Genomic DNA, 17320 nt, shown 5'->3' with positions numbered 1-17320 from the left:
GTCACGGGTGGCGGGGGAGTCCGGGGGGTCGGGCTCCCCCGTCGTGGCCCGCAAGAAACGCAGCATGGGCTAAGCCCGCTGCCACCCCGCTCGCCTCCGGGTGAACCGCTCCGGCCGTCCGGTGATCGCGCCCCACCGGACGCATCGGACGCCGTTCACCCGGAGGCGTTTTTATGAGTACTGGGTGCGCAATGAGAAATGGATCGGTCCAGCATTTGTGCGACCGTTCCGTACGTCAGGTCGTAATCAACCCGTGATGGACGAAACTTTTAGCCCATGTAACACTGGGACCCCGCCGCTGCCACGGCGGGGTCCTTGTCCGCCCTCTGTGAGGAGAGGAGCCATGGAAGATCATTTCATGTTCCCGGCCTTCGAGCGACTGCACGGCACGCTCGGGTCGGTGCTGTCCGTGCTGGTCGCCGCGCTGCTGATGTGCGTGATCGTCCTGTTGCGGGAGCAGTGGCGGCTCGTCCGCCGCCGGACGTGCGGGTGCGGATGCGGCAGCCCGCTCCGCCGCTGCGAGACCGCGTTCACCGCTCGCCGCGCGCCGGTGCACCGCCTTGCCGGCAGCGGCGTCATCGCCCGTGGGAGCCGCGGGCGTCACCGGGGAGGCCGTCGTGGAGGAGGCCGTCGTGGAGGAGGCCGTCGTGGAGGAGATCGACCGGTGCCAGGGACCGCAGCCGCGGTGCTCGCAGATCCCCACGCTGGAGGTGATGCTGGGCCGTCTGGCGGACCGGCAGCCGCTACCGCCCCTGAGGGTGTGCTCACAGTGTGGAGCCTGCATCCTGACCGTCCACGGGGTGTGGCCGGAGGGGGCGCCGAGCCCGTACCGGGTGGTGCGGATCCGGCTGCTGCACCAGCCCGCGGTCCGCACGCCGAGAGCGCCGTCCTCACCGCCGCGGGCGCCGGTCCCTGAGCCGGCCGCCGGGCGACCGTGACCGAGCCGGGACGTCTACGGGGGCGTCCCGGCCCGGCCGGACCCCTGGCCGGGGCGCCCTGCCGGACGGCGGCGACGTCCTCGACGGTGGCGGTGTCGCGGACGATGGCACCGTCCCAGGCGGACGCGCCGTGCCGGACGAGGGGACCGCGCCGGAAGGTGCGGGCGGGAGCGGAAGCGGTGGTGGTTCCGGGCGACGGGATCGCGCCGATCGGTGGCGGGGTGGTAGGCGGTGGCGGGGTGCTGGACGGTGGGGCGGTGCTGGACGGTGGGGCCGTGGCGGGTGATCGTGCCCGGACGGTCGGAGCCGTGCGGCGGGCCGCGGGGCCCGTCAATTGAGCGGGACCGTCCAGCAGCGCCAGCCGGCGAGCTCACCGTCCACGACGTAGGAGGGCGGGGGGAGGTGCGTCACTCCGAAGGAGTCGAGCGTCGCGTCCAGCCAGGCGTCGTCGTGCTCGGTCGTCTCGCCGGGCCGGTCGTAGGCGATGAGAGTCCGGTCCGCGACGAAGACGAGCGCACCTCCATCGGGCGCCACCAGGTTTGTGTCGGCAATTACCTCAGTACTGACCAATGACCTGATATCACTCACGTAGCCGAGCCTCTCAAACCCCGTTACCCCCTTACAGTTCCTCCCCACCCAGGAGTTGAGGCCGAACGGAGGCCGCGAGGCTGTCAGGCATCCGGTAGAAGTGTCTCGGCCGCCTAGTCGCTGACAACCTTCTGCTGCTGCCGCGCCGCGTAGGAGGATTTCGGTTCGGAGATCCGCTCGTAGAGCGGATCGGCCGCCGCCTCGTCCGGTGTGCGGGTATCGCGGTACAGCCCGTGATGGGGATCGTATCTGATGATCTGATTGTCGTTCCGAATGTTGCGCACGGCGGTCACGTACATTTCCCGCACCGATGCGGCGAGATTGTCGAGACCCAGTGCGCGCACCCGGGCGTGGTATTCGAGGAGGCGGTAAAGGCTCTGGTTGCGTTCGTGGCGCGGCAGGTCAGGCCATGCCTCGAACTCGCGGTCGGCGCGGACGCGCCGCGCTCCGACCGTGACCCCGTACTGCTCCTGAAGGCGCTCGCGATTACGCTGCACCCACACGCGGACGTAGCTTTCGGTCACCTCTTCGTCTGCCAGAACGCTCAGCCGGTGAGCGTAGCCCCGCCAAGGCAGTTCCTTTCCATGCTCGCGCCAGAGGCTCAAAAAATCCTCATCGCGAATAAGGCCCATGTTCAGTCTCTCCGTTACTCACTCCCCGGCTGCCAAGTGTAGGGGGAGCGGATGCCGAAGACCACCTCGCGCGCCAGTGGATGATTACCGGCCGTGACATTGTGCGGGTCAGCGCGCTACAGGTGATCTTGTAGCGAGGGCTAACCCGGGCGTGGCGGTCCGTAAGGGCGGTGCCGGGAATGAGAATTTCAGCGGGCCATTGGAGCGATCCGGCCTATGCGCCGGCCGGCGGGAGCCACTCGTCGGCGATCGCGACCGTCAGCTGCTCCAGCAGCGGCCCGGCCCGGCGGACGCGGCGCTCCGGGTCGGGCTCGATGTCGGCCAGCGCGTACGCGCCCTGGATCCGCGCCTTGCGGAGCTGCTCGCCGGTGAGGCCGCGCTTGCCGGCCACGGCGACGACGGGCGCGCCCGCGCGGGCGGCGGCGCGGGCCACGCCGATGGGCGCGGCGCCGCGCAGCGACCGGGTGTCGAGCGAGCCCTCCCCGGTGACGACCAGCCGCGCGCCGCGCGCCTTCTCGGCGAGGCCGAGCAGGTCGAGCATGAGGGACGCGCCCGGCTCGATCGTGGCGCCGAGGAAGGTGAGCGCGGCGAACGCGACGCCGCCCGCCGTCCCGGCGCCGGGCAGGTCGCGGGCGGCCTTCCGGGACGCCGCCTCTGCCAGGTCGGCCCAGCGGCGCAGCCCGGCGTCCAGCAGCCGGACCTCGTCGCGGGTCGCGCCGCGCCGCGGGCCGTCCACGGCGGCGGCGCCGGTGCGGCCGAGCAGCGGCCCCGCCGAGTCCCCGGCCACCACCACCTCGATGCCCGACATGTCGGGCAGGCCGCGCAGGTCGAGGGCGTGCAGGGAGCGCAGCGCCGCGCCGCCGGGCGGCAGGTCCTTGCCGAGCGCGTCGAGCAGCCGCCCGCCGAGCCCCTGCACGAGGCCCGCGCCGCCGTCGGTGCAGGCGCCGCCGCCGAGCCCGAGGACGATCCGGCGCGCCCCGAGCCGCACCGCGTGCCCGAGCAGCTGCCCCGTCCCGAGGCTGGACGCGACGAGCGGGCGCGGCTTGCCGCCCGGCAGCCGCCGCAGCCCGGACGCCTCGGCGAGCTCCACCACGGCGCTGCGGCCGTTCACCGCCAGCCGCGCGGTCACGGGACGGCACGTCGGCCCGCACACTTCGACCTCGACCCGCCGCCATCCGGCCGCCACCGCCGCCTCGACGGTGCCCTCCCCGCCGTCGGCGACCGGCAGCTCGACCAGCGGGACGCCGGGCCGGGCGCGGCGCAGCCCGGCCGCGAGGTGCCGGGCCGCCTGCGCCGCGGTGAGCGCCCCCGCGAACCTGCCGGGCGCCAGCAGCACATGACCTGGCGGAGACAGGTGCGGGGGAGAGTCCGCGGACACCACAGGCACGCCTTTCACGCCGGGGGGTAAGGCCCTACCTTCTGCTTACGCCATGACGGCACTATTTGACACCCGCAAGCGCGTCCGGGACTTCCAAATGAACGGAGAGTGCCCAGAAAGGACCTTGTGAAGACGTGCCGGACGGCGGCTAGCGCACGTCCAGCCACTGCTCGATCGGCTCGATCGCGAAGAAGACGAGGAACAGCAGCACCACCGGCCACAGCCACACCGAGACCTCGCGCCACCTGCCCCTGGCCAGCTTGATCAACGCGAAGCTCACCATCCCGCCGCCGATCCCGATCGTGATCGAGTAGGTGAACGGCATCAGCACGATGGTGAGGAACGCCGGGATCGCGATGTCGAGGTCGTCCCAGGCGACCTTGGCGACCTGCGTCATCATCAGCGCGCCGACGACGACCAGCGCGGGCGCCGCGGCCTGCGCCGGGACGGTCGCGGCGAGCGGGGTGAGGAACAGCGTCACCGCGAACAGCGCGCCCGTGGCCATGTTGGCGAGGCCCGTCCGGGCGCCCTCCCCGACGCCGGCGGCCGACTCGACGAACACGGTGTTGGCGGACGAGCTGGTCACGCCGCCGAACGCGGCGGACAGGCCGTCCACCGACAGGATCCGGCCGAGCCGCGGCACCTCGCCCTTCGGGCTCACGAGGCCGGCCTCGTCGCTGATGCCGAGGATCGTGCCCATCGCGTCGAAGAACCCCGACAGCACCAGCGTGAACAGCACGACCAGCGCGGTGATCACGCCCGCCTCCGCGAACCCGCCGAACAGGTCGATCTCCCCGAACAGCCCGAAGTCGGGCGTCGCGAACAGCTTGTCGGGCATGTTCGGGGTCACCACGCCCCAGCCGCCCTCCTTGATCGACGCGTTCTCCTGGATGACGACGGCCGCGACCGTCCCGGCGACGATGCTGACCAGGATCGCGCCCGGCAGCCGCCGCACGTACAGGACGATCATCAGCAGCAGGGTGAGTGCGAACACCAGCGACGGCCACGTCGACAGGTGGCCGCCGGTGCCGAGCGACAGCGGCGGGCTCATGTCGCTGGACGAGACGAACCCCGCGTCGTAGAACCCGACCAGCGCGATGAACGCGCCGATGCCGACCGCGATGGCGTGCTTGAGCGCCAGCGGGATCGAGTTCATGATCCGCTCGCGGATCCCGGTGAGCGCCAGCACCACGATGACCGCGCCCTCGATCACCACCAGGCCCATCGCCTGCGGCCACGTCATCACCGGCGCCGCCTGGAACGCCACGACCGCGTTGATGCCGAGCCCGGCGGCGAGCGCCAGCGGCGCGTTCCCGACCAGGCCCATGATCACCGTGGCGATCGCCGCGGAGAGGGCCGTCATCGTCGTCAGCTGCGGGATCGACAGCGTCGCCCCGGTGACGTCCTTCGCCCCGCCGAGGATGATCGGGTTCAGCAGGATGATGTACGCCATCGCGAAGAACGTGGTGACGCCGCCGCGCAGCTCGCGCGCCACGGTCGTCCGGCGCCCGGAGAGATCGAAGAGCCGTTCCAGCGGTCCGCCCCCGCCCGCCGGCGGTGATTCGTCGGTCCTGGCGGCGTCGGTGTCGGGCATGCGCGCGCTCCGCTTTCCACAGCGTGATCTCGAAATGGCGTGCACAGGGTAGCCGGTATAGCCTGCGCTGGTGCGGAACACGCTCCGGTACCGAATCAGCGGAATCGCAGCCCCGACCGGCCGTGATCTGGGCACACTTGTGGAGCGAGTCGACTTCATCCTCGTCCTGCGCGCGGCGCAGCCGGCGAGCTTCCCGTAGGCGGTGGTCACACGATGGATCGGGAGACACTGGGGCAGCGCATCCGCGCCCTGCGGATCCGGCAGGGCGTGAGCCAGGCGCAGCTCGCCTTCCCCGAGCTGTCCGACAGCTACATCTCGCTGATCGAGAGCGACAAGCGGGTGCCGGCCCCGAGCGTGGTGGAGCTGCTCGCGGCGAAGCTGAACTGCTCGGCGACCTACCTGGTCAGCGGCGTCAGCGAGGACGTCGTCGACGAGCTGCGCGTCACGCTCGACTACGCCGAGATCGCGCTGAGCAACGGCGCGGCCGTCGAGGCGCGGGCCCGGTTCGCCGAGGTGCTCGCCAGCGCCGACGCCGTGGCCCTGCCCGAGATGCTGCACCAGGCGCGGTGGGGCCACGCGCTCGCGCTGGAGGCCGCGGGCGAGCTGGAGGAGGCCATCGCGCAGCTCACGGAGCTGACCGAGGAGGCGTCCGCCGAGGCCGACCTCGACCACTGGGCGAAGGTCCACGTCGCGCTGAGCCGCTGCCTGCGCGAGCGGGGCGACACCAGCGCGGGCGTCCAGGCCGCCGAGAACGCGCTGCGGCACCTCATCGCGACCGGCGCCGACTCCACCGACGCCGCCGTCCACCTCGGGGCGGCGCTGCTCGCGGCGTTCATCGAGCGCGGCGACCTCGTCCGGGCACGGCAGCTCGCCGCGCAGCTCGTCGAGCGCGCCGAGCGCATCGCCAGCCCCCGCGCCCGGATGGTCGCCTACTGGGAGGCCGCGTACGTCGCCGAGATCCGCGGCGAGTACGAGGACGGCGTCACCCTCGCCGAGCGGGCCCTGATGCTCGCCGGCGACGGCGAGGACCCGCGCAACCTCAACCGGCTCCGCGTCATCTACGCGGGTCTCCTGCTGCGCGCCCGGCCCGACCAGGCCGCCCGCGCCCGCGAGCTGCTCGCTCGCGTCCGCGGCGAGATCAACGCCAGCTCGTCCGGGGAGATCGACGTCGCCTGGTGCCTGACCGAGCTGGCCCGCGCGGAGACGGCGCTCGGCCGTCCCGCCGAGGCGGTGCGGCTCGCGGAAGAGGCCCTTGACCTGCTCGGCGACGCGCCGCGCCGCGCCACCGCGGGGGCGCTGACGGTGCTCGGCGAGGCGTCGGTGCGGCTCGGCCGCCGCGACCGCGCGGTGGAGGTGCTGACCCGCGCCGCGACCTGCCTGGAAGAGATGGAGTCCTCCCGGGAGGCCGCGCAGGCGTGGTTCGACCTGGCCGAGGTCCTCGCCGAGACGGGGACGGCGGAGGAGCCGCGCATGGCCGCCTACCGCCGCGCCCTCACGTGCGTCGGGGTGTAGCCCGGAACGCCCGATAACCCGGGACGGGCCGGTGCCGGGGGCTCAGTAGGGTAGAGACGCCCCGTCGACCCCGCACAGAACCCGGCCTCCCATGAGCACCCAAGGATCACCGGACGTCAAGCCGGACGTGAGCAGGGCCGCCCTGGGCGTCGTGCGCGCAGCCGTGATCGCGGCGGTCGCGTGCGGCGCCGTCCTGGTGGGCGGGCTCGTCCTCGGCGGTTCCGTCACCGAGAAGGTCATCCCCGGCCTCGGGGACGCCGGCGTCCTCACCCGGTGGGGGCTGCCCGCGTCCCGGGCGGCGATGGACCTGCTGTCCGCGCTGACCGTCGGCGCGCTGATCGCCGCCGCAGCCCTCCTGCCCATCGAGGCAGGACGCCCCGGTGAAGGCGCCAAGGAAGGCGGACGCGGCCCGGGACGGCTGTCCAAGGACGCGATCACCTACCTGCGCGCCGCGTCCTGGCTCGCCGCCGTCTGGGCCGCGGCCGCGGCGGCCACCCTGGTGTTCACGGTCGCGGACGTCCTCGGCCAGCCGGTCGGGCAGGTCGTCACCGGCAGCGAGCTGAGCAGCTACGTCGGCTCCCTGCCGCAGGGCACCGCGCTGATGATCGTGGTGCTGCTGGCCGTCGTCGTGGCTCTTTTGGCCCGCACCACCACGACGCCCGCCGCCGCGTTCGGGCTGCTCGCGCTGGCCGGGATCGCGCTGCTGCCCGCGCCGCTGACCGGGCATTCGGCGTCCGCCGCCAACCACACCGTCGCGACGACCGGCGTCGCGCTGCACGTCGCCGCGGTCGCGCCGTGGGTCGGCGGCCTCGCCGTCGTCGGCGTCCACGCCCTGCTCCGCCGCGACCGGCTGCCCGTCATGGCCGACCGGTTCAGCCGCATGGCCCTGTGGTGCTACATCGTCGTCGGCGCCAGCGGCCTGGTGAACGTGATCGCCCGGCTGCCCGACCCGGTCGAGCTGGTCGAGACGGACTACGGACGGCTCGCCCTCGGCAAGATCGCCCTGTTCGGCGCGCTGGGCTGGTTCGGCAGGTGGCACCGCAACCGGACCCTCCCGGCCCTGGAGGCGGGCAGGCCGTGGTCGTTCGCGCGGCTCGCGTCCGTCGAGGCCGCCGTGATGGGCGCCGCGGTGGGCCTCGCCGTCGCGCTGGCCCGTACCGCGCCGCCCGCGCCGGCCGAGCCGGAGTCCGCGGTCAAGGCGCTGCTCGGCTACGAGATGCCGCCGCAGGTGACCCCGGCGCGGCTGGCGACCCTGTGGCAGCTCGACCTGCTCTTCGTCGTCCTGGTCGTCGCCCTCGGCGGCCTCTACCTCGCCGCGGTCGTCCGGCTGCGGCGGCGCGGCGACTCCTGGCCGCTGGGACGCACCGCGGCCTGGCTCATCGGGCTGGCGACGATGGTCGCCGTCACCCAGACCGGCGTCGCCAAGTACGCGCCGATCCTGTTCAGCGTGCACATGGCGCAGCACATGGTGCTGAACATGCTGACGCCGATCTTCCTGGTCCTCGGCGCGCCGGTGACGCTGGCGCTGCGCGCCCTCAAGCCCGCGCGCGTCCGCGGCGACCGGGGCCCGCGCGAGTGGCTGACCGCGATGCTGCACAGCCGGTACGTCGCGGTCATCGCGCATCCGGCGGTGGCGACGTTCATCTTCGTCGTGAGCACGTTCGCGCTGTACTTCACGCCGCTGTTCGAGGCGGCGATGCGCAACCATCTCGGGCACATGGCGATGTCGCTGCACTTCCTGGCGGCCGGGAGCCTGTTCTTCTGGGTGCTGCTCGGCGTCGACCCGGCGCCGAAGAAGCTGCCCTACCCGGGACGGCTCCTGCTGCTGTTCGTCACGATGCCGTTCCACGCGTTCTTCGGCATCGCGCTGATGAATCTGAGCCAGGCGCTGGCGCGGGGCTGGTACGCGTCCGTCGACCCGCCGTGGGGGACGACGATCCTGAAGGACCAGCACACCGGCGGCGGTATCGCGTGGGGCTTCGGCGAGGTGCCGACGTTCATCGTCCTGATCGTCCTGGCGTTCCAGTGGTACTTCCACGACCAGCGCCAGGCCCGGCGGATGGACCGCAAGGCCGACCGCGCGGCGGCCCCCGGCGGACGGGCCGAGGACGACGAGCTCGCCGCCTACAACGCCCGCCTCGCCAAGCTCGCCGAACGCGACAAGCCCGAGTGACCTCCCCTTTCCCTCTCGCGGGGGAGTGGGCACGGGGTGCCGGTCTGCCAGGATCGATGGTGTGATGCGCGTCCTCCGGCCGCTGATCGAGCGGACGACCTGGCTGCGCTGGTCCCATCTCGTCGTGGGCGGCGCGCTCCTGATGCCGTACTGGTTCCTCGCGATCAGCCTCATCCCGCTGCTGCCGATCGGCGACGAGGCCGTCAAGTTCGTGGGGATGCTGCTGTTCATGCCGGCGGCGGCGACGTTCGTCACGGGGCTGGTCCCGACGGTGCGGCTGCTGGAGGGCTCGCTCGCCAAGGAGCTGCTCAAGGGCCCGGCCGCGTCGATCGTGCCCGGGTCGGCGCGCTCGTGGGAGAGCCGGGCGCGGGCCGGGGCGTGGTTCGCGGTCCATCTGGGCGTCGGGGTCGTCGTGAGCGGGCTGAGCCTTTCGGTGCCGCCGTTCGCGGTCGTGCTGATCCTCGCGCCGCTGGTGAGCTGGGACGTCGAGTTCCTCGACGCCTGGGGGTGGCAGGACGGCTGGAACCAGTGGCTCACGCCGCTCGCGGGGTTCGCGTCGCTGGCCGCGCTGCTCGCGCTGATCGTCGGCGTGGGGGAGCTGCTGTCGCGGCTGGCGCCGTGGTTCCTCGGCCCGTCGGCCGCGGAGAAGCTCGCCGACATGGAGGCCAGGGCCGTCAAGCTCGCCGAGCGGAACCGGCTGGCCAGGGAGCTGCACGACTCGGTCGGCCACGCGCTCAGCGTGGTGACGCTGCAGGCCGCCGCGGCGGGACGGGTACTGGACGCCGACCCGGCGTTCGCCCGGGAGGCGCTCGGCGCGATCGAGGACTCGGCCCGCGCCGCGCTGGAGGACCTCGACCATGTGCTCGGGCTGCTGCGGGAGGACGCGTCCAGGCCCGCCGCCGCCCCGCAGGCCACGCTGAAGGACCTCGGGCGGCTGCTGGAGCAGACGCGGATCGCCGGGGTGAAGCTCGACGCGGAGATCGGCGACGAGGTGGAGCACGTCCCGGCGGCGGTGTCGCGGGAGGCGTACCGGATCGTCCAGGAGGGGCTCACGAACGCGCTGCGGCACGCCGGGAAGGTCCCGGTGCGGCTGCGGCTCGGGGTGGAGCGCGAACGGCTGGAGATGGAGATGACCAATCCGCTGGACACGGCGGCCGGCGCCGGCGCCGACCACGGCGGCGGACGCGGCCTCGGCGGCGTCCGCGAGCGCGTCACGGTCCTGCGCGGCGAGATGACCGCGGGGCCGGACGGTGACCGCTGGCGCTTCCACGTGTCCCTGCCGCTAAGGTCCGGGTCATGACGGGGGACGGGAACATGACGATCAAGGTTCTGCTGGTCGACGACGAGCGGCTGATCAGGGCGGGTCTCGCGGCCATCATCGAGGCCGAGGACGACCTGACCGTGGTGGGGGAGGCCGCGGACGGCGCGGAGGTGCCGGACGCGGTGAAGCGGCTGCGTCCCGACGTGATCCTCATGGACGTGCGGATGCCGCGCCTCGACGGCATCCAGGCGACCCGCCGCATCCTGGAGACGGTCCCGGAGCCGCCGCGGATCATCGTCGTCACGACGTTCGAGAACGACGAGTACGTGTACGACGCGCTGAAGGCCGGCGCGAACGGCTTCCTGCTCAAGCGGACGCGTCCGGAGGAGATCCTGCAGGCCGTCCGGATGGTGGCGCACGGCGACAGCCTGCTGTTCCCGGCCGCGATCCGGGAGCTGGCGGCGCGGCACGCGCCGTCCGGGGGCGGGGCGGACGCGGCGCGCTGGCACGGGCAGCTCACCGAGCGGGAGGCCGACGTCCTGCGGCTCATGGCCAAGGGACGCTCGAACGCGGAGATCGCCGAGGACCTGTTCGTGAGCCCGCAGACGGTGAAGACGCACGTCGGGAACATCCTCGCGAAGCTGCAGGCCCGCGACCGCACGCAGGCGGTGATCCTCGCCTACGAGACGTCCTTCATCAGGCCCGGCTGACTTTCGGCCCGGCGCTTACGCCTGATTTACCTGCCGGTAGCTAGAAAGAGCAGAAGGGAAGAAGTCCGACGAATCGGGGGATCATGGACGCCGTCACGCTGGCCGAACTCCGCAAGCCGAGGGCCTATCCGGCGGTGTCGGTGCTGATGCCGACGCACCGGTCCGTCCCGGCCAACCGGCAGGACCCCATCCGGCTGCGCAACCTGCTGGCCGAGGTGCGGCGGCGGCTGCACGACGACCCGCGGGTGGCGCCCGACGCCGCCGACCACGTGCTCCGCGGCCTGGAACGCGCCGCCGGGGAGGTCGATCTGCGGCACGCCTCCGACGGGCTGGTGCTGTTCGCCGCGCCCGGCGGCGAGCACCACGCGTTCACGATCGCGCAGAACGTGGACGAGCGCGTCGTCGTCGACAGCGGCTTCGCGACCCGCGACCTCGTCGCCGACTTCACACGCACCCCGCGCTACTGGCTGCTGTCGCTGTCGGACCACCGGACGCGCCTCTGGGACGGCCACGGCGAGGAGCTCACCGAGCGCACCGGCGGCGGCTTCCCCGTCGAGCCGGAGCCGATCGACGAGGCGGGCTCCGGGCGCCAGTCGCGCCGCGCGGCGCAGGGCGGCGACGGTGAGCGGCACAAGCAGATCATGCGGGACGTCGTCGGCGCCCTGGACCGGGTCCTGGCCCGCGACCGCCGCCCGCTGATCGTCGCGGGCGTCACCCGCCACCAGGCGTTCTTCGACGAGGTCGCGGGCCCGCACATCACCGTGGCGGGACGCGTCGACGGCAGCTTCGACGGCGCCTCGCCCAGCGCGCTCGCCGAGGCCGCCCGTCCCGCGCTCGCCGCCTACGAGGACCTCCGCGAGGTCGGCGTGCTGTCCGAGCTGGAGGCGGCGCGCAGCATCCAGCGCTACGCGGGCGGCCTCTGCGAGGTCGCGCGGCTGGTCGAGGAGGGACGCGGCGAGCACCTCGTCGTCGAGCGCGGCTACTACGCGCCCGCCGTGAAGACCGAAGACGAGCTGATCCCGGTGGACGGCATGCCCGGCGTCCTCAAGGGCGCGGACGTCGTCGACGACGCCGTGGACGACGTGATCGAGACGACGCTGGAGTACGGCGGCGAGGTCACCTTCGTCTCGGACGGCTTCCTGGTCGACCACGACCGCATCGCGCTCGTCACGCGCTACTGAGGAGCCGCGCCGCAGGACGGGGCGTGCCAGCTGACCCAGCCGATCGACCAGGACCGTCCCGCGTGCGGCCGCCATCCCGCCGGGTGGGCGGGCCAGGACGCCTCCGGGGCGGTCCCGTCCGGCAGGGGCACGACGACCGTGCACACGCCGGGTGCGGGGCGGCGGCCGTCCCGGATGTCGATGCGGCCGATGCGCGTCCACCACACGGGGTGCAGGAGGCTGGTCCTGACCGCCCAGTGGAGGGACGCGTCCGCGGCGACCCCGCCCGCCGCCGGCCCCGGAAACGGCGACGGCGGGCGGACCCGCTGCGGGGACGGCCCCATCGCGAACGTCAGCGCCGCGAGGTTGATCCCCGCCAGGGCGGCGGCCGTCACGATCGCGCCGGGGCGTCCGCGCAGCCGTGACAGCGCCAGGAACCCGCACAGCAAGGCGCCCGCCATGAGCGTCACCGCGGGCAGGTGCAGTGCGCTGCGGTCGCCGGTCAGGAACGTGGTCTCGGGGAAGTCGAACGCGATGAAGGTGTGCGTGCGGAGCCGTCCGCCCGCGTAGGCGGACACCCAGAGCGCGGCCGTCCCCAGCACGAGCAGGGACGCCGCCGCGAGCCGGATCGCCGTCCGCGGCGCGGAGCGCACCAGGGCCGCCACGCCGATCAGCGTGTAGACGAGGGCCAGGCACGACAGGTAGCGGCCGTAGGCGAAGTTCCCGACGCGATGCTCGTCCGGGAGCGCGGCCGAGGAGGCGTAGGCGATCGCGAGGGTCGCGGCGAGCAGCGTCGCCGCCATGATCCGGTCCGGGCCCGGCGCCCGGCGGCGGACCAGGACCGCCGTGACGGCGGCGAGCCCTGCCCCGGCCAAGCCCCACGTGGACACGACCAGGTACCAGAGCTGCCCGGCGGCGCCCGACAGAGCCCATTCCTGGCCCGCGATCGTGGTGATCCTCAACTCCAGCGACGCGGCGAGATCCCGCGCGCCGCCCGGATACAGCTCGCCTTGGACGCGCGCGTTCAGCAGGACCCCGGCCGCGTATCCGGCGAGCGCGACCGTGCCTCCGGCGAGCGCCGCCGTACCCCTGGCGAGCGCGGCCCGGTCCCTCGGGCGGTGCGTGACCGCCCCGCCGACGAGCACGAGCACGTGGACGACCAGGAACACCATCCCGCGCGTGTGGACCATCGCCGCATAGGACGCGACCACGCTCGCCGCGACCGCGTCGAAGGCCCGCCCGTCCCGGACGAACCGGTCGAGCGCCAGCAGCCAGGCCAGGGCCAGCGCGGGCAGGACGGCGTCCGCGAGCGCGAACGCGCCGAAGAACGTCGTGGCGGGCAGCAGCGCCGCCGCGAACGCCACGGGCAGCGCGCGCGACCGGGCGAGGCCCAGCCGCCGCGCCGCCGCGTACCCGAGCGGGAACAGCGCCGCGCCGACCACCGCGTTGATCACCATGACGAGCGTGTAGACGGTCGCCGGGTCGTGCGACACCCAGTACACCGGGGCGAGCAGCAGCGGATATCCGCCCTGGTACAGGGTGTTCCCGGACATGTCGCCACCCGCGGACCCGGCCAGCCACCGGGCCGCCACCAGGTAGCCGGTCTCATCCGGGTTGGCCGCCGGGGCCGTCCGCGCCCGCGCGAACCACAGGCGCACGATCACCTGTGCCGCCATGCCCGCCGCCAGCAGCCACGGCGGGACGGCGGGTCGGCGGGCGGGACGCGGGTCCGGCGGGGCCGGCGGATCGTCACGGCGGGGCGGCGCGGTCGCGAGCGTCATGGCGCCCACGCTCCGCGCCGACTGTCATGATCTTGTGCGGACGATGTCCGGATCTCGTGACATAACCGGATCTCTGATCATTCGTGCCCGATACTGGCGGGGTGGCGAGCATTCTCTTCGTCGAGGACGATCCCGCCGCCCGGGCCGCCCTGGAGCTGGCGCTCACCCGCCAGGGGCACGGGGTGACGTCCCGGGCCACCGGCGAGGACGGGCTGGACGCGCTGCGCGCCCGGCGCCCCGAGATCGCGATCCTGGACGTCATGCTGCCCGGCATCGACGGCATCGAGGTGTGCCGCCGGATCCGCCGCGAGGACCCGCTGCCGGTCATCCTGCTGACCGCGCGCGGCGACGACCTCGACGTCGTCCTCGGCCTGGAGGCGGGCGCCGACGACTACGTGGTCAAACCCGTCGAGCCGCGCGTGCTGGACGCCCGCATCCGCGCCGTCCTGCGCCGCGCCGACCACACCCGCGTCGACCGGTCCGTCTACGGCGACCTCGTCATCGACCGGGCCTCGCTGAAGGTCACCAAGGCCGGGACCGACCTGCGCCTCACCCCGACCGAGCTGCGGCTCCTGCTGGAGCTGACCCGGCGGCCGGGCCAGGCCCTCACCCGCCAGCACCTGCTGTCCGAGGTGTGGGAGCACACGTATCCCGGCGACTCGCGGCTCGTGGACGCGTGCGTGCAGCGCGTCCGCGCGAAGATCGAGGACGAGCCCGCCGAGCCGCGCCTGATCGAGACCGTCCGGGGCTTCGGCTACCGGTTCGCCGCGCCGTGACCGGGGTCGGCGGCCGCCGGTTCACCGGCCTGCGCCTCCGCCTCGCGGCGGCGTTCACCGCGGTCGCGCTGCTGGCCGCGCTGATGGCGTCCGGCATCTCCTACGTCCTGCTCAGGCGCGTGATGCTCCAGCGCGCCCAGGACGCGGTGCTGACGGACGTCCGCGACACCCTCGCGCAGCAGATCCCGTCCGCCCTGCCGCCCGACGTGACGCCGCTGATCGGCGCCAGGCTGGAGCGCACGCTCAGCTCGGTCCCGGGACGCAGGGTGGCGGCGGTGCCCGTGGCGCTGGACGGCGGTGTCAACCTCCCGCCCCATGGCAGACTGCACGTTCCCGTCACCCGGGAGTTCGCCCGGCGCGCGGTCCAAGGCGTGGTCTTCCAGCGCGTCGTCCGGGACGGCACGCCCTATCTGCTCGTCGGCGCCCGCGTCCTCGGCTACAGGGTGTCGCCGGCGGAGCCGTGGCGGGAGACGCCGCCCATGGTGTTCGTCTCCGCGAGCCTGAGCCGGGAGGCCGCCGACCTGCGCCTGTTCACCCGCGCGCTGATGATCGCGGACGCGCTCGCGGTGGTGTTCGCGGCCGGTCTCGCGCTGCTCGCGACCCGCGGCGTGCTGCGTCCGGTGCGGCGCCTCGGCGCCGCCGCGCGCGCTCTCGGCGAGGGCGAGCTGGAGACGCGCGTCCAGGTGCGCGGCCGCGACGAGCTGGCCGACCTCGCCCGCACCTTCAACCGCACGGCCGAGGCGCTGGAGCGGACGGTGACGGAGCTGCGCGCGATGGAGGCCGCGTCCCGCCGCTTCGTGGCCGACGTGTCCCACGAGCTGCGGACCCCGCTGACCTCGATGATCGCCGTGACCGACGTGCTGGCGGAGAACGCCGCGGGCGAGGACGGCGCGGCGGCGAGGCTGGTCGCGGGCGAGACCCGGCGGCTCGGGCAGCTCGTCGAGCACCTCATCGAGATCAGCCGGTTCGACGCGGGCGCCGCCGGCCTCGTCCTGGACGACGTGAACGTCGCCGACGCGGTCACCGCCACCCTGGAGGCGCGCGGCTGGCGGGACGAGGTGGCGGTCGAGGGCCCAGGGGACCTGTTCGCCCGGCTGGACCCGCGGCGGTTCGACGTCATCATCGCCAACCTCGCGGGGAACGCCCTCAAGCACGGCCGTCCGCCCGTCTCGCTGCGCTTCGCGGCGGCGGACCACGGCGTGCGGGTCGTGGTCGCCGACCGCGGCCCGGGCCTGCCGGACGATCTGGTCGCCGTGGTCTTCGACCGCTTCGTCAAGGCGGAGGCCGCGCGTTCCCGCAGCGAGGGCAGCGGACTCGGCCTCTCGATCGCCAAGGAGAACGCCGTGCTGCACGGCGGGACGCTGGAGGCGGCCAACCGGCCGGAAGGTGGCGCGGTGTTCACGCTGTGGCTGCCCGCCGGGGACGGGGACGAGCGCCCATGAAACGACCGAGCCGAGCACCGCGGGCCCTGGCGCTCGCGGCCCTGCTCGCCCTGACGGGGTGCGGCATCCGGCCGACCGGGGTCATCGACGCCGGAAAGCCGCCGTCCGCCGAGGGATACGCCGCCACGATCACCCTCTACCTGACGCACGGCGGGAAACTGCGGCCCGTCACACGGCCCGGCGTGCCCGGCGAGCCGTTCCTCGCCATCGAGCAGCTGGCCATGCAGCCGACGACGCAGGAGCGTGGCCGGGGACTGCGTACCGAGGTCCGCCATCCGCTCGATGCCTACACGGTCTCCAGCGCGTCCGACCCGGTCGGCACACGCTCCACACTGATCGTCCTGCCGCCCGGCGACCGGCCCATGCCGCCGGCCTGGCCGCGGATGGCGGTGGCGCAGATCGCGTGCACCGGGGAGGCCATCGCCGGCATCGAGCGCGTCAGGCTGTGGCACGCCCCGGACGCCGACAAGAGCGGATGGGGATACGCGACGTGCGACCAGTTCGCCGACCTGCTCGAATGATCAGCCCGTGCCCGGACGCGCTCAACCCCTCGTGAGCCACTGGGTGGTGGCGTCGCCGAGGACGGAGCGGACGGCGAGGACGGCGATGCCGAGGCTCAGGACGGGCATCACGACCCAGCGCTCCACCTTGCCGTCCGTCCTCGGGATGACGGGCACGTCGATCCGGTACGGCAGCGGCCAGAACACCGGGCAGCCGCGCGGTGTCAGGCAGTCGCCGACGACGTGCGCGAAGCAGCCGAGCCCCACCGCGAACCCGACGAAGCTCATGTCGATGTTGTGCATCAGCCAGACCGCGGCGAGCGCGAGCGCGCAGTCGGCGAGCGCCGACTGGGGCTCCTTGCCCTCGAAGTCCAGGCCGACGCCCCGCAGCCCCAGGCCGACGATCATGAACAGGCAGGCCCACCAGGCGTAGACGTAGTGGGTCGCGAGGACGTCCATCGCCAGGCCCATGGCGACCGCGAACAGGAGCGAGTGGGTCGCCTGCCGGTGCCCGCCGGAGAGCTTCCCGATCCACTTGCACATGTGCTCGGTGATGGGCCCGAACGTGTTGGCGATGCGCCCGTTGTGATGGTCGATGTCGGGCAGGATCGCCGCGCCCGCGCACACCACGGCGCCCGCCGCGACCTGCTCCGCCGACAGCGACACCGCGTAGTCGCCCAGCAGCCGCTCCTGAGCGATCACCGGCACGGCGCCGAGCCACGCCAGCGCGCCGCTCAGGGCGTGCGTCTTGCCCATCATGTGCCCGTTCCCCCGCCTCTTCAGCACGTCCCGCCGCCCGGTTCAGAGCGGGACTCTAGCCCGCTACTGATCGTTTTCAGCGGCGACGCGCCGAAGCTGGCGCTACGCCCGTTTGA

General features: G+C 73.5%; 15 protein-coding genes. 9 read left to right on the top strand and 6 right to left on the bottom strand.

Annotated elements, in window-relative coordinates; genetic code table 11:
- Positions 1-584 precede the first annotated feature (584 nt).
- On the top strand, positions 585-938 hold the full coding sequence (locus E1287_RS15565; protein WP_131965647.1) for a hypothetical protein: 354 nt from the start codon (positions 585-587) through the stop codon (positions 936-938).
- 330 nt (positions 939-1268) lie between these two features.
- Here E1287_RS15565 and E1287_RS15560 read toward each other — a convergent pair whose 3' ends face one another.
- The 4 genes from E1287_RS15560 to E1287_RS15545 form a co-directional block, all read right to left on the bottom strand.
- The gene (locus E1287_RS15560) at positions 1269-1472 is read right to left on the bottom strand and encodes a hypothetical protein (protein WP_131965646.1); all 204 of its coding nucleotides are present in this window, start codon (positions 1470-1472) and stop codon (positions 1269-1271) included.
- A 167-nt stretch (positions 1473-1639) separates the two neighbouring features.
- A complete protein-coding gene (locus tag E1287_RS15555; RefSeq protein ID WP_131965645.1) occupies positions 1640-2158 on the bottom strand; it encodes a hypothetical protein in 519 nt (172 codons plus the stop codon).
- 214 nt (positions 2159-2372) lie between these two features.
- Positions 2373-3536, bottom strand: coding sequence for a glycerate kinase (locus E1287_RS15550; protein ID WP_243719053.1), 1164 nt, complete (start codon positions 3534-3536; stop codon positions 2373-2375).
- A 148-nt stretch (positions 3537-3684) separates the two neighbouring features.
- Positions 3685-5130: an NCS2 family permease gene (locus E1287_RS15545; protein WP_131965644.1), complete on the bottom strand. Its 1446-nt coding sequence runs from the start codon at positions 5128-5130 to the stop codon at positions 3685-3687.
- Between the two features lie 213 nt (positions 5131-5343).
- Here E1287_RS15545 and E1287_RS15540 point away from each other — a divergent pair, with 213 nt between their 5' ends.
- From E1287_RS15540 to E1287_RS15520, 5 genes are all read left to right on the top strand, one after another.
- Positions 5344-6642 carry a helix-turn-helix domain-containing protein gene (locus E1287_RS15540; RefSeq protein WP_131965643.1) on the top strand — a complete coding sequence of 433 codons (1299 nt, stop codon included), beginning with the start codon at positions 5344-5346 and terminating at the stop codon, positions 6640-6642.
- A 91-nt stretch (positions 6643-6733) separates the two neighbouring features.
- Positions 6734-8815 (top strand): cytochrome c oxidase assembly protein, encoded by a 2082-nt coding sequence (locus E1287_RS15535; RefSeq protein WP_131965642.1) that lies wholly within the window; start codon positions 6734-6736, stop codon positions 8813-8815.
- Between the two features lie 64 nt (positions 8816-8879).
- The gene (locus E1287_RS15530; protein WP_131965653.1) at positions 8880-10115 is read left to right on the top strand and encodes a histidine kinase; all 1236 of its coding nucleotides are present in this window, start codon (positions 8880-8882) and stop codon (positions 10113-10115) included.
- Positions 10116-10129: 14 nt separating this feature from the next.
- A complete protein-coding gene (locus E1287_RS15525; RefSeq protein ID WP_131965641.1) occupies positions 10130-10786 on the top strand; it encodes a response regulator transcription factor in 657 nt (218 codons plus the stop codon).
- An 83-nt stretch (positions 10787-10869) separates the two neighbouring features.
- The gene (locus E1287_RS15520) at positions 10870-11967 is read left to right on the top strand and encodes a hypothetical protein (RefSeq protein ID WP_131965640.1); all 1098 of its coding nucleotides are present in this window, start codon (positions 10870-10872) and stop codon (positions 11965-11967) included.
- Here E1287_RS15520 and E1287_RS15515 read toward each other — a convergent pair.
- Positions 11961-13727, bottom strand: coding sequence for a hypothetical protein (locus tag E1287_RS15515; RefSeq protein ID WP_131965639.1), 1767 nt, complete (start codon positions 13725-13727; stop codon positions 11961-11963). The genes E1287_RS15520 and E1287_RS15515 overlap by 7 nt on opposite strands.
- Before the next feature lie 101 nt (positions 13728-13828).
- Here E1287_RS15515 and E1287_RS15510 point away from each other — a divergent pair, with 101 nt between their 5' ends.
- The 3 genes from E1287_RS15510 to E1287_RS15500 are packed head-to-tail and all read left to right on the top strand — an operon-like array spanning position 13829 to position 16466.
- Positions 13829-14503, top strand: a complete 675-nt coding sequence (locus tag E1287_RS15510; protein WP_131965638.1) for a response regulator transcription factor — start codon at positions 13829-13831, stop codon at positions 14501-14503.
- Positions 14500-15945, top strand: coding sequence for a HAMP domain-containing sensor histidine kinase (locus tag E1287_RS15505; protein ID WP_243719049.1), 1446 nt, complete (start codon positions 14500-14502; stop codon positions 15943-15945). The genes E1287_RS15510 and E1287_RS15505 overlap by 4 nt, the downstream gene beginning before the upstream one ends.
- Complete coding sequence (locus E1287_RS15500) at positions 15942-16466, top strand: hypothetical protein (RefSeq protein ID WP_131965636.1); 525 nt, start codon at positions 15942-15944, stop codon at positions 16464-16466. Before E1287_RS15505 ends, E1287_RS15500 begins: the two co-directional genes overlap by 4 nt.
- A 21-nt stretch (positions 16467-16487) precedes the next feature.
- Here the strand turns inward: E1287_RS15500 and E1287_RS15495 are convergent, their stop codons facing one another.
- Positions 16488-17204: a metal-dependent hydrolase gene (locus E1287_RS15495; RefSeq protein WP_207934232.1), complete on the bottom strand. Its 717-nt coding sequence runs from the start codon at positions 17202-17204 to the stop codon at positions 16488-16490.
- Between the last annotated feature and the right edge of the window lie 116 nt (positions 17205-17320).

The organism is Actinomadura sp. KC06, from assembly GCF_004348735.1.
GTDB lineage: Bacteria > Actinomycetota > Actinomycetes > Streptosporangiales > Streptosporangiaceae > Spirillospora.
Note: the sequence above shows the minus strand (reverse complement) of the source record. Positions and strands in the feature narration are given on the sequence as shown.

Excerpts from the sequence above, each read along its gene's own strand:
- E1287_RS15545 (WP_131965644.1), bottom strand. The coding sequence starts at position 5,130 with ATGCCCGACACCGACGCCGCCAGGACCGACGAATCACCGCCGGCGGGC.
- E1287_RS15520 (WP_131965640.1), top strand. The coding sequence starts at position 10,870 with ATGGACGCCGTCACGCTGGCCGAACTCCGCAAGCCGAGGGCCTATCCG.
- E1287_RS15555 (WP_131965645.1), bottom strand. The coding sequence starts at position 2,158 with ATGGGCCTTATTCGCGATGAGGATTTTTTGAGCCTCTGGCGCGAGCAT.
- E1287_RS15535 (WP_131965642.1), top strand. The coding sequence starts at position 6,734 with ATGAGCACCCAAGGATCACCGGACGTCAAGCCGGACGTGAGCAGGGCC.
- E1287_RS15540 (WP_131965643.1), top strand. The coding sequence starts at position 5,344 with ATGGATCGGGAGACACTGGGGCAGCGCATCCGCGCCCTGCGGATCCGG.
- E1287_RS15515 (WP_131965639.1), bottom strand. The coding sequence starts at position 13,727 with ATGACGCTCGCGACCGCGCCGCCCCGCCGTGACGATCCGCCGGCCCCG.
- E1287_RS15495 (WP_207934232.1), bottom strand. The coding sequence starts at position 17,204 with ATGATGGGCAAGACGCACGCCCTGAGCGGCGCGCTGGCGTGGCTCGGC.
- E1287_RS15530 (WP_131965653.1), top strand. The coding sequence starts at position 8,880 with ATGCGCGTCCTCCGGCCGCTGATCGAGCGGACGACCTGGCTGCGCTGG.
- E1287_RS15500 (WP_131965636.1), top strand. The coding sequence starts at position 15,942 with ATGAAACGACCGAGCCGAGCACCGCGGGCCCTGGCGCTCGCGGCCCTG.
- E1287_RS15525 (WP_131965641.1), top strand. The coding sequence starts at position 10,130 with ATGACGATCAAGGTTCTGCTGGTCGACGACGAGCGGCTGATCAGGGCG.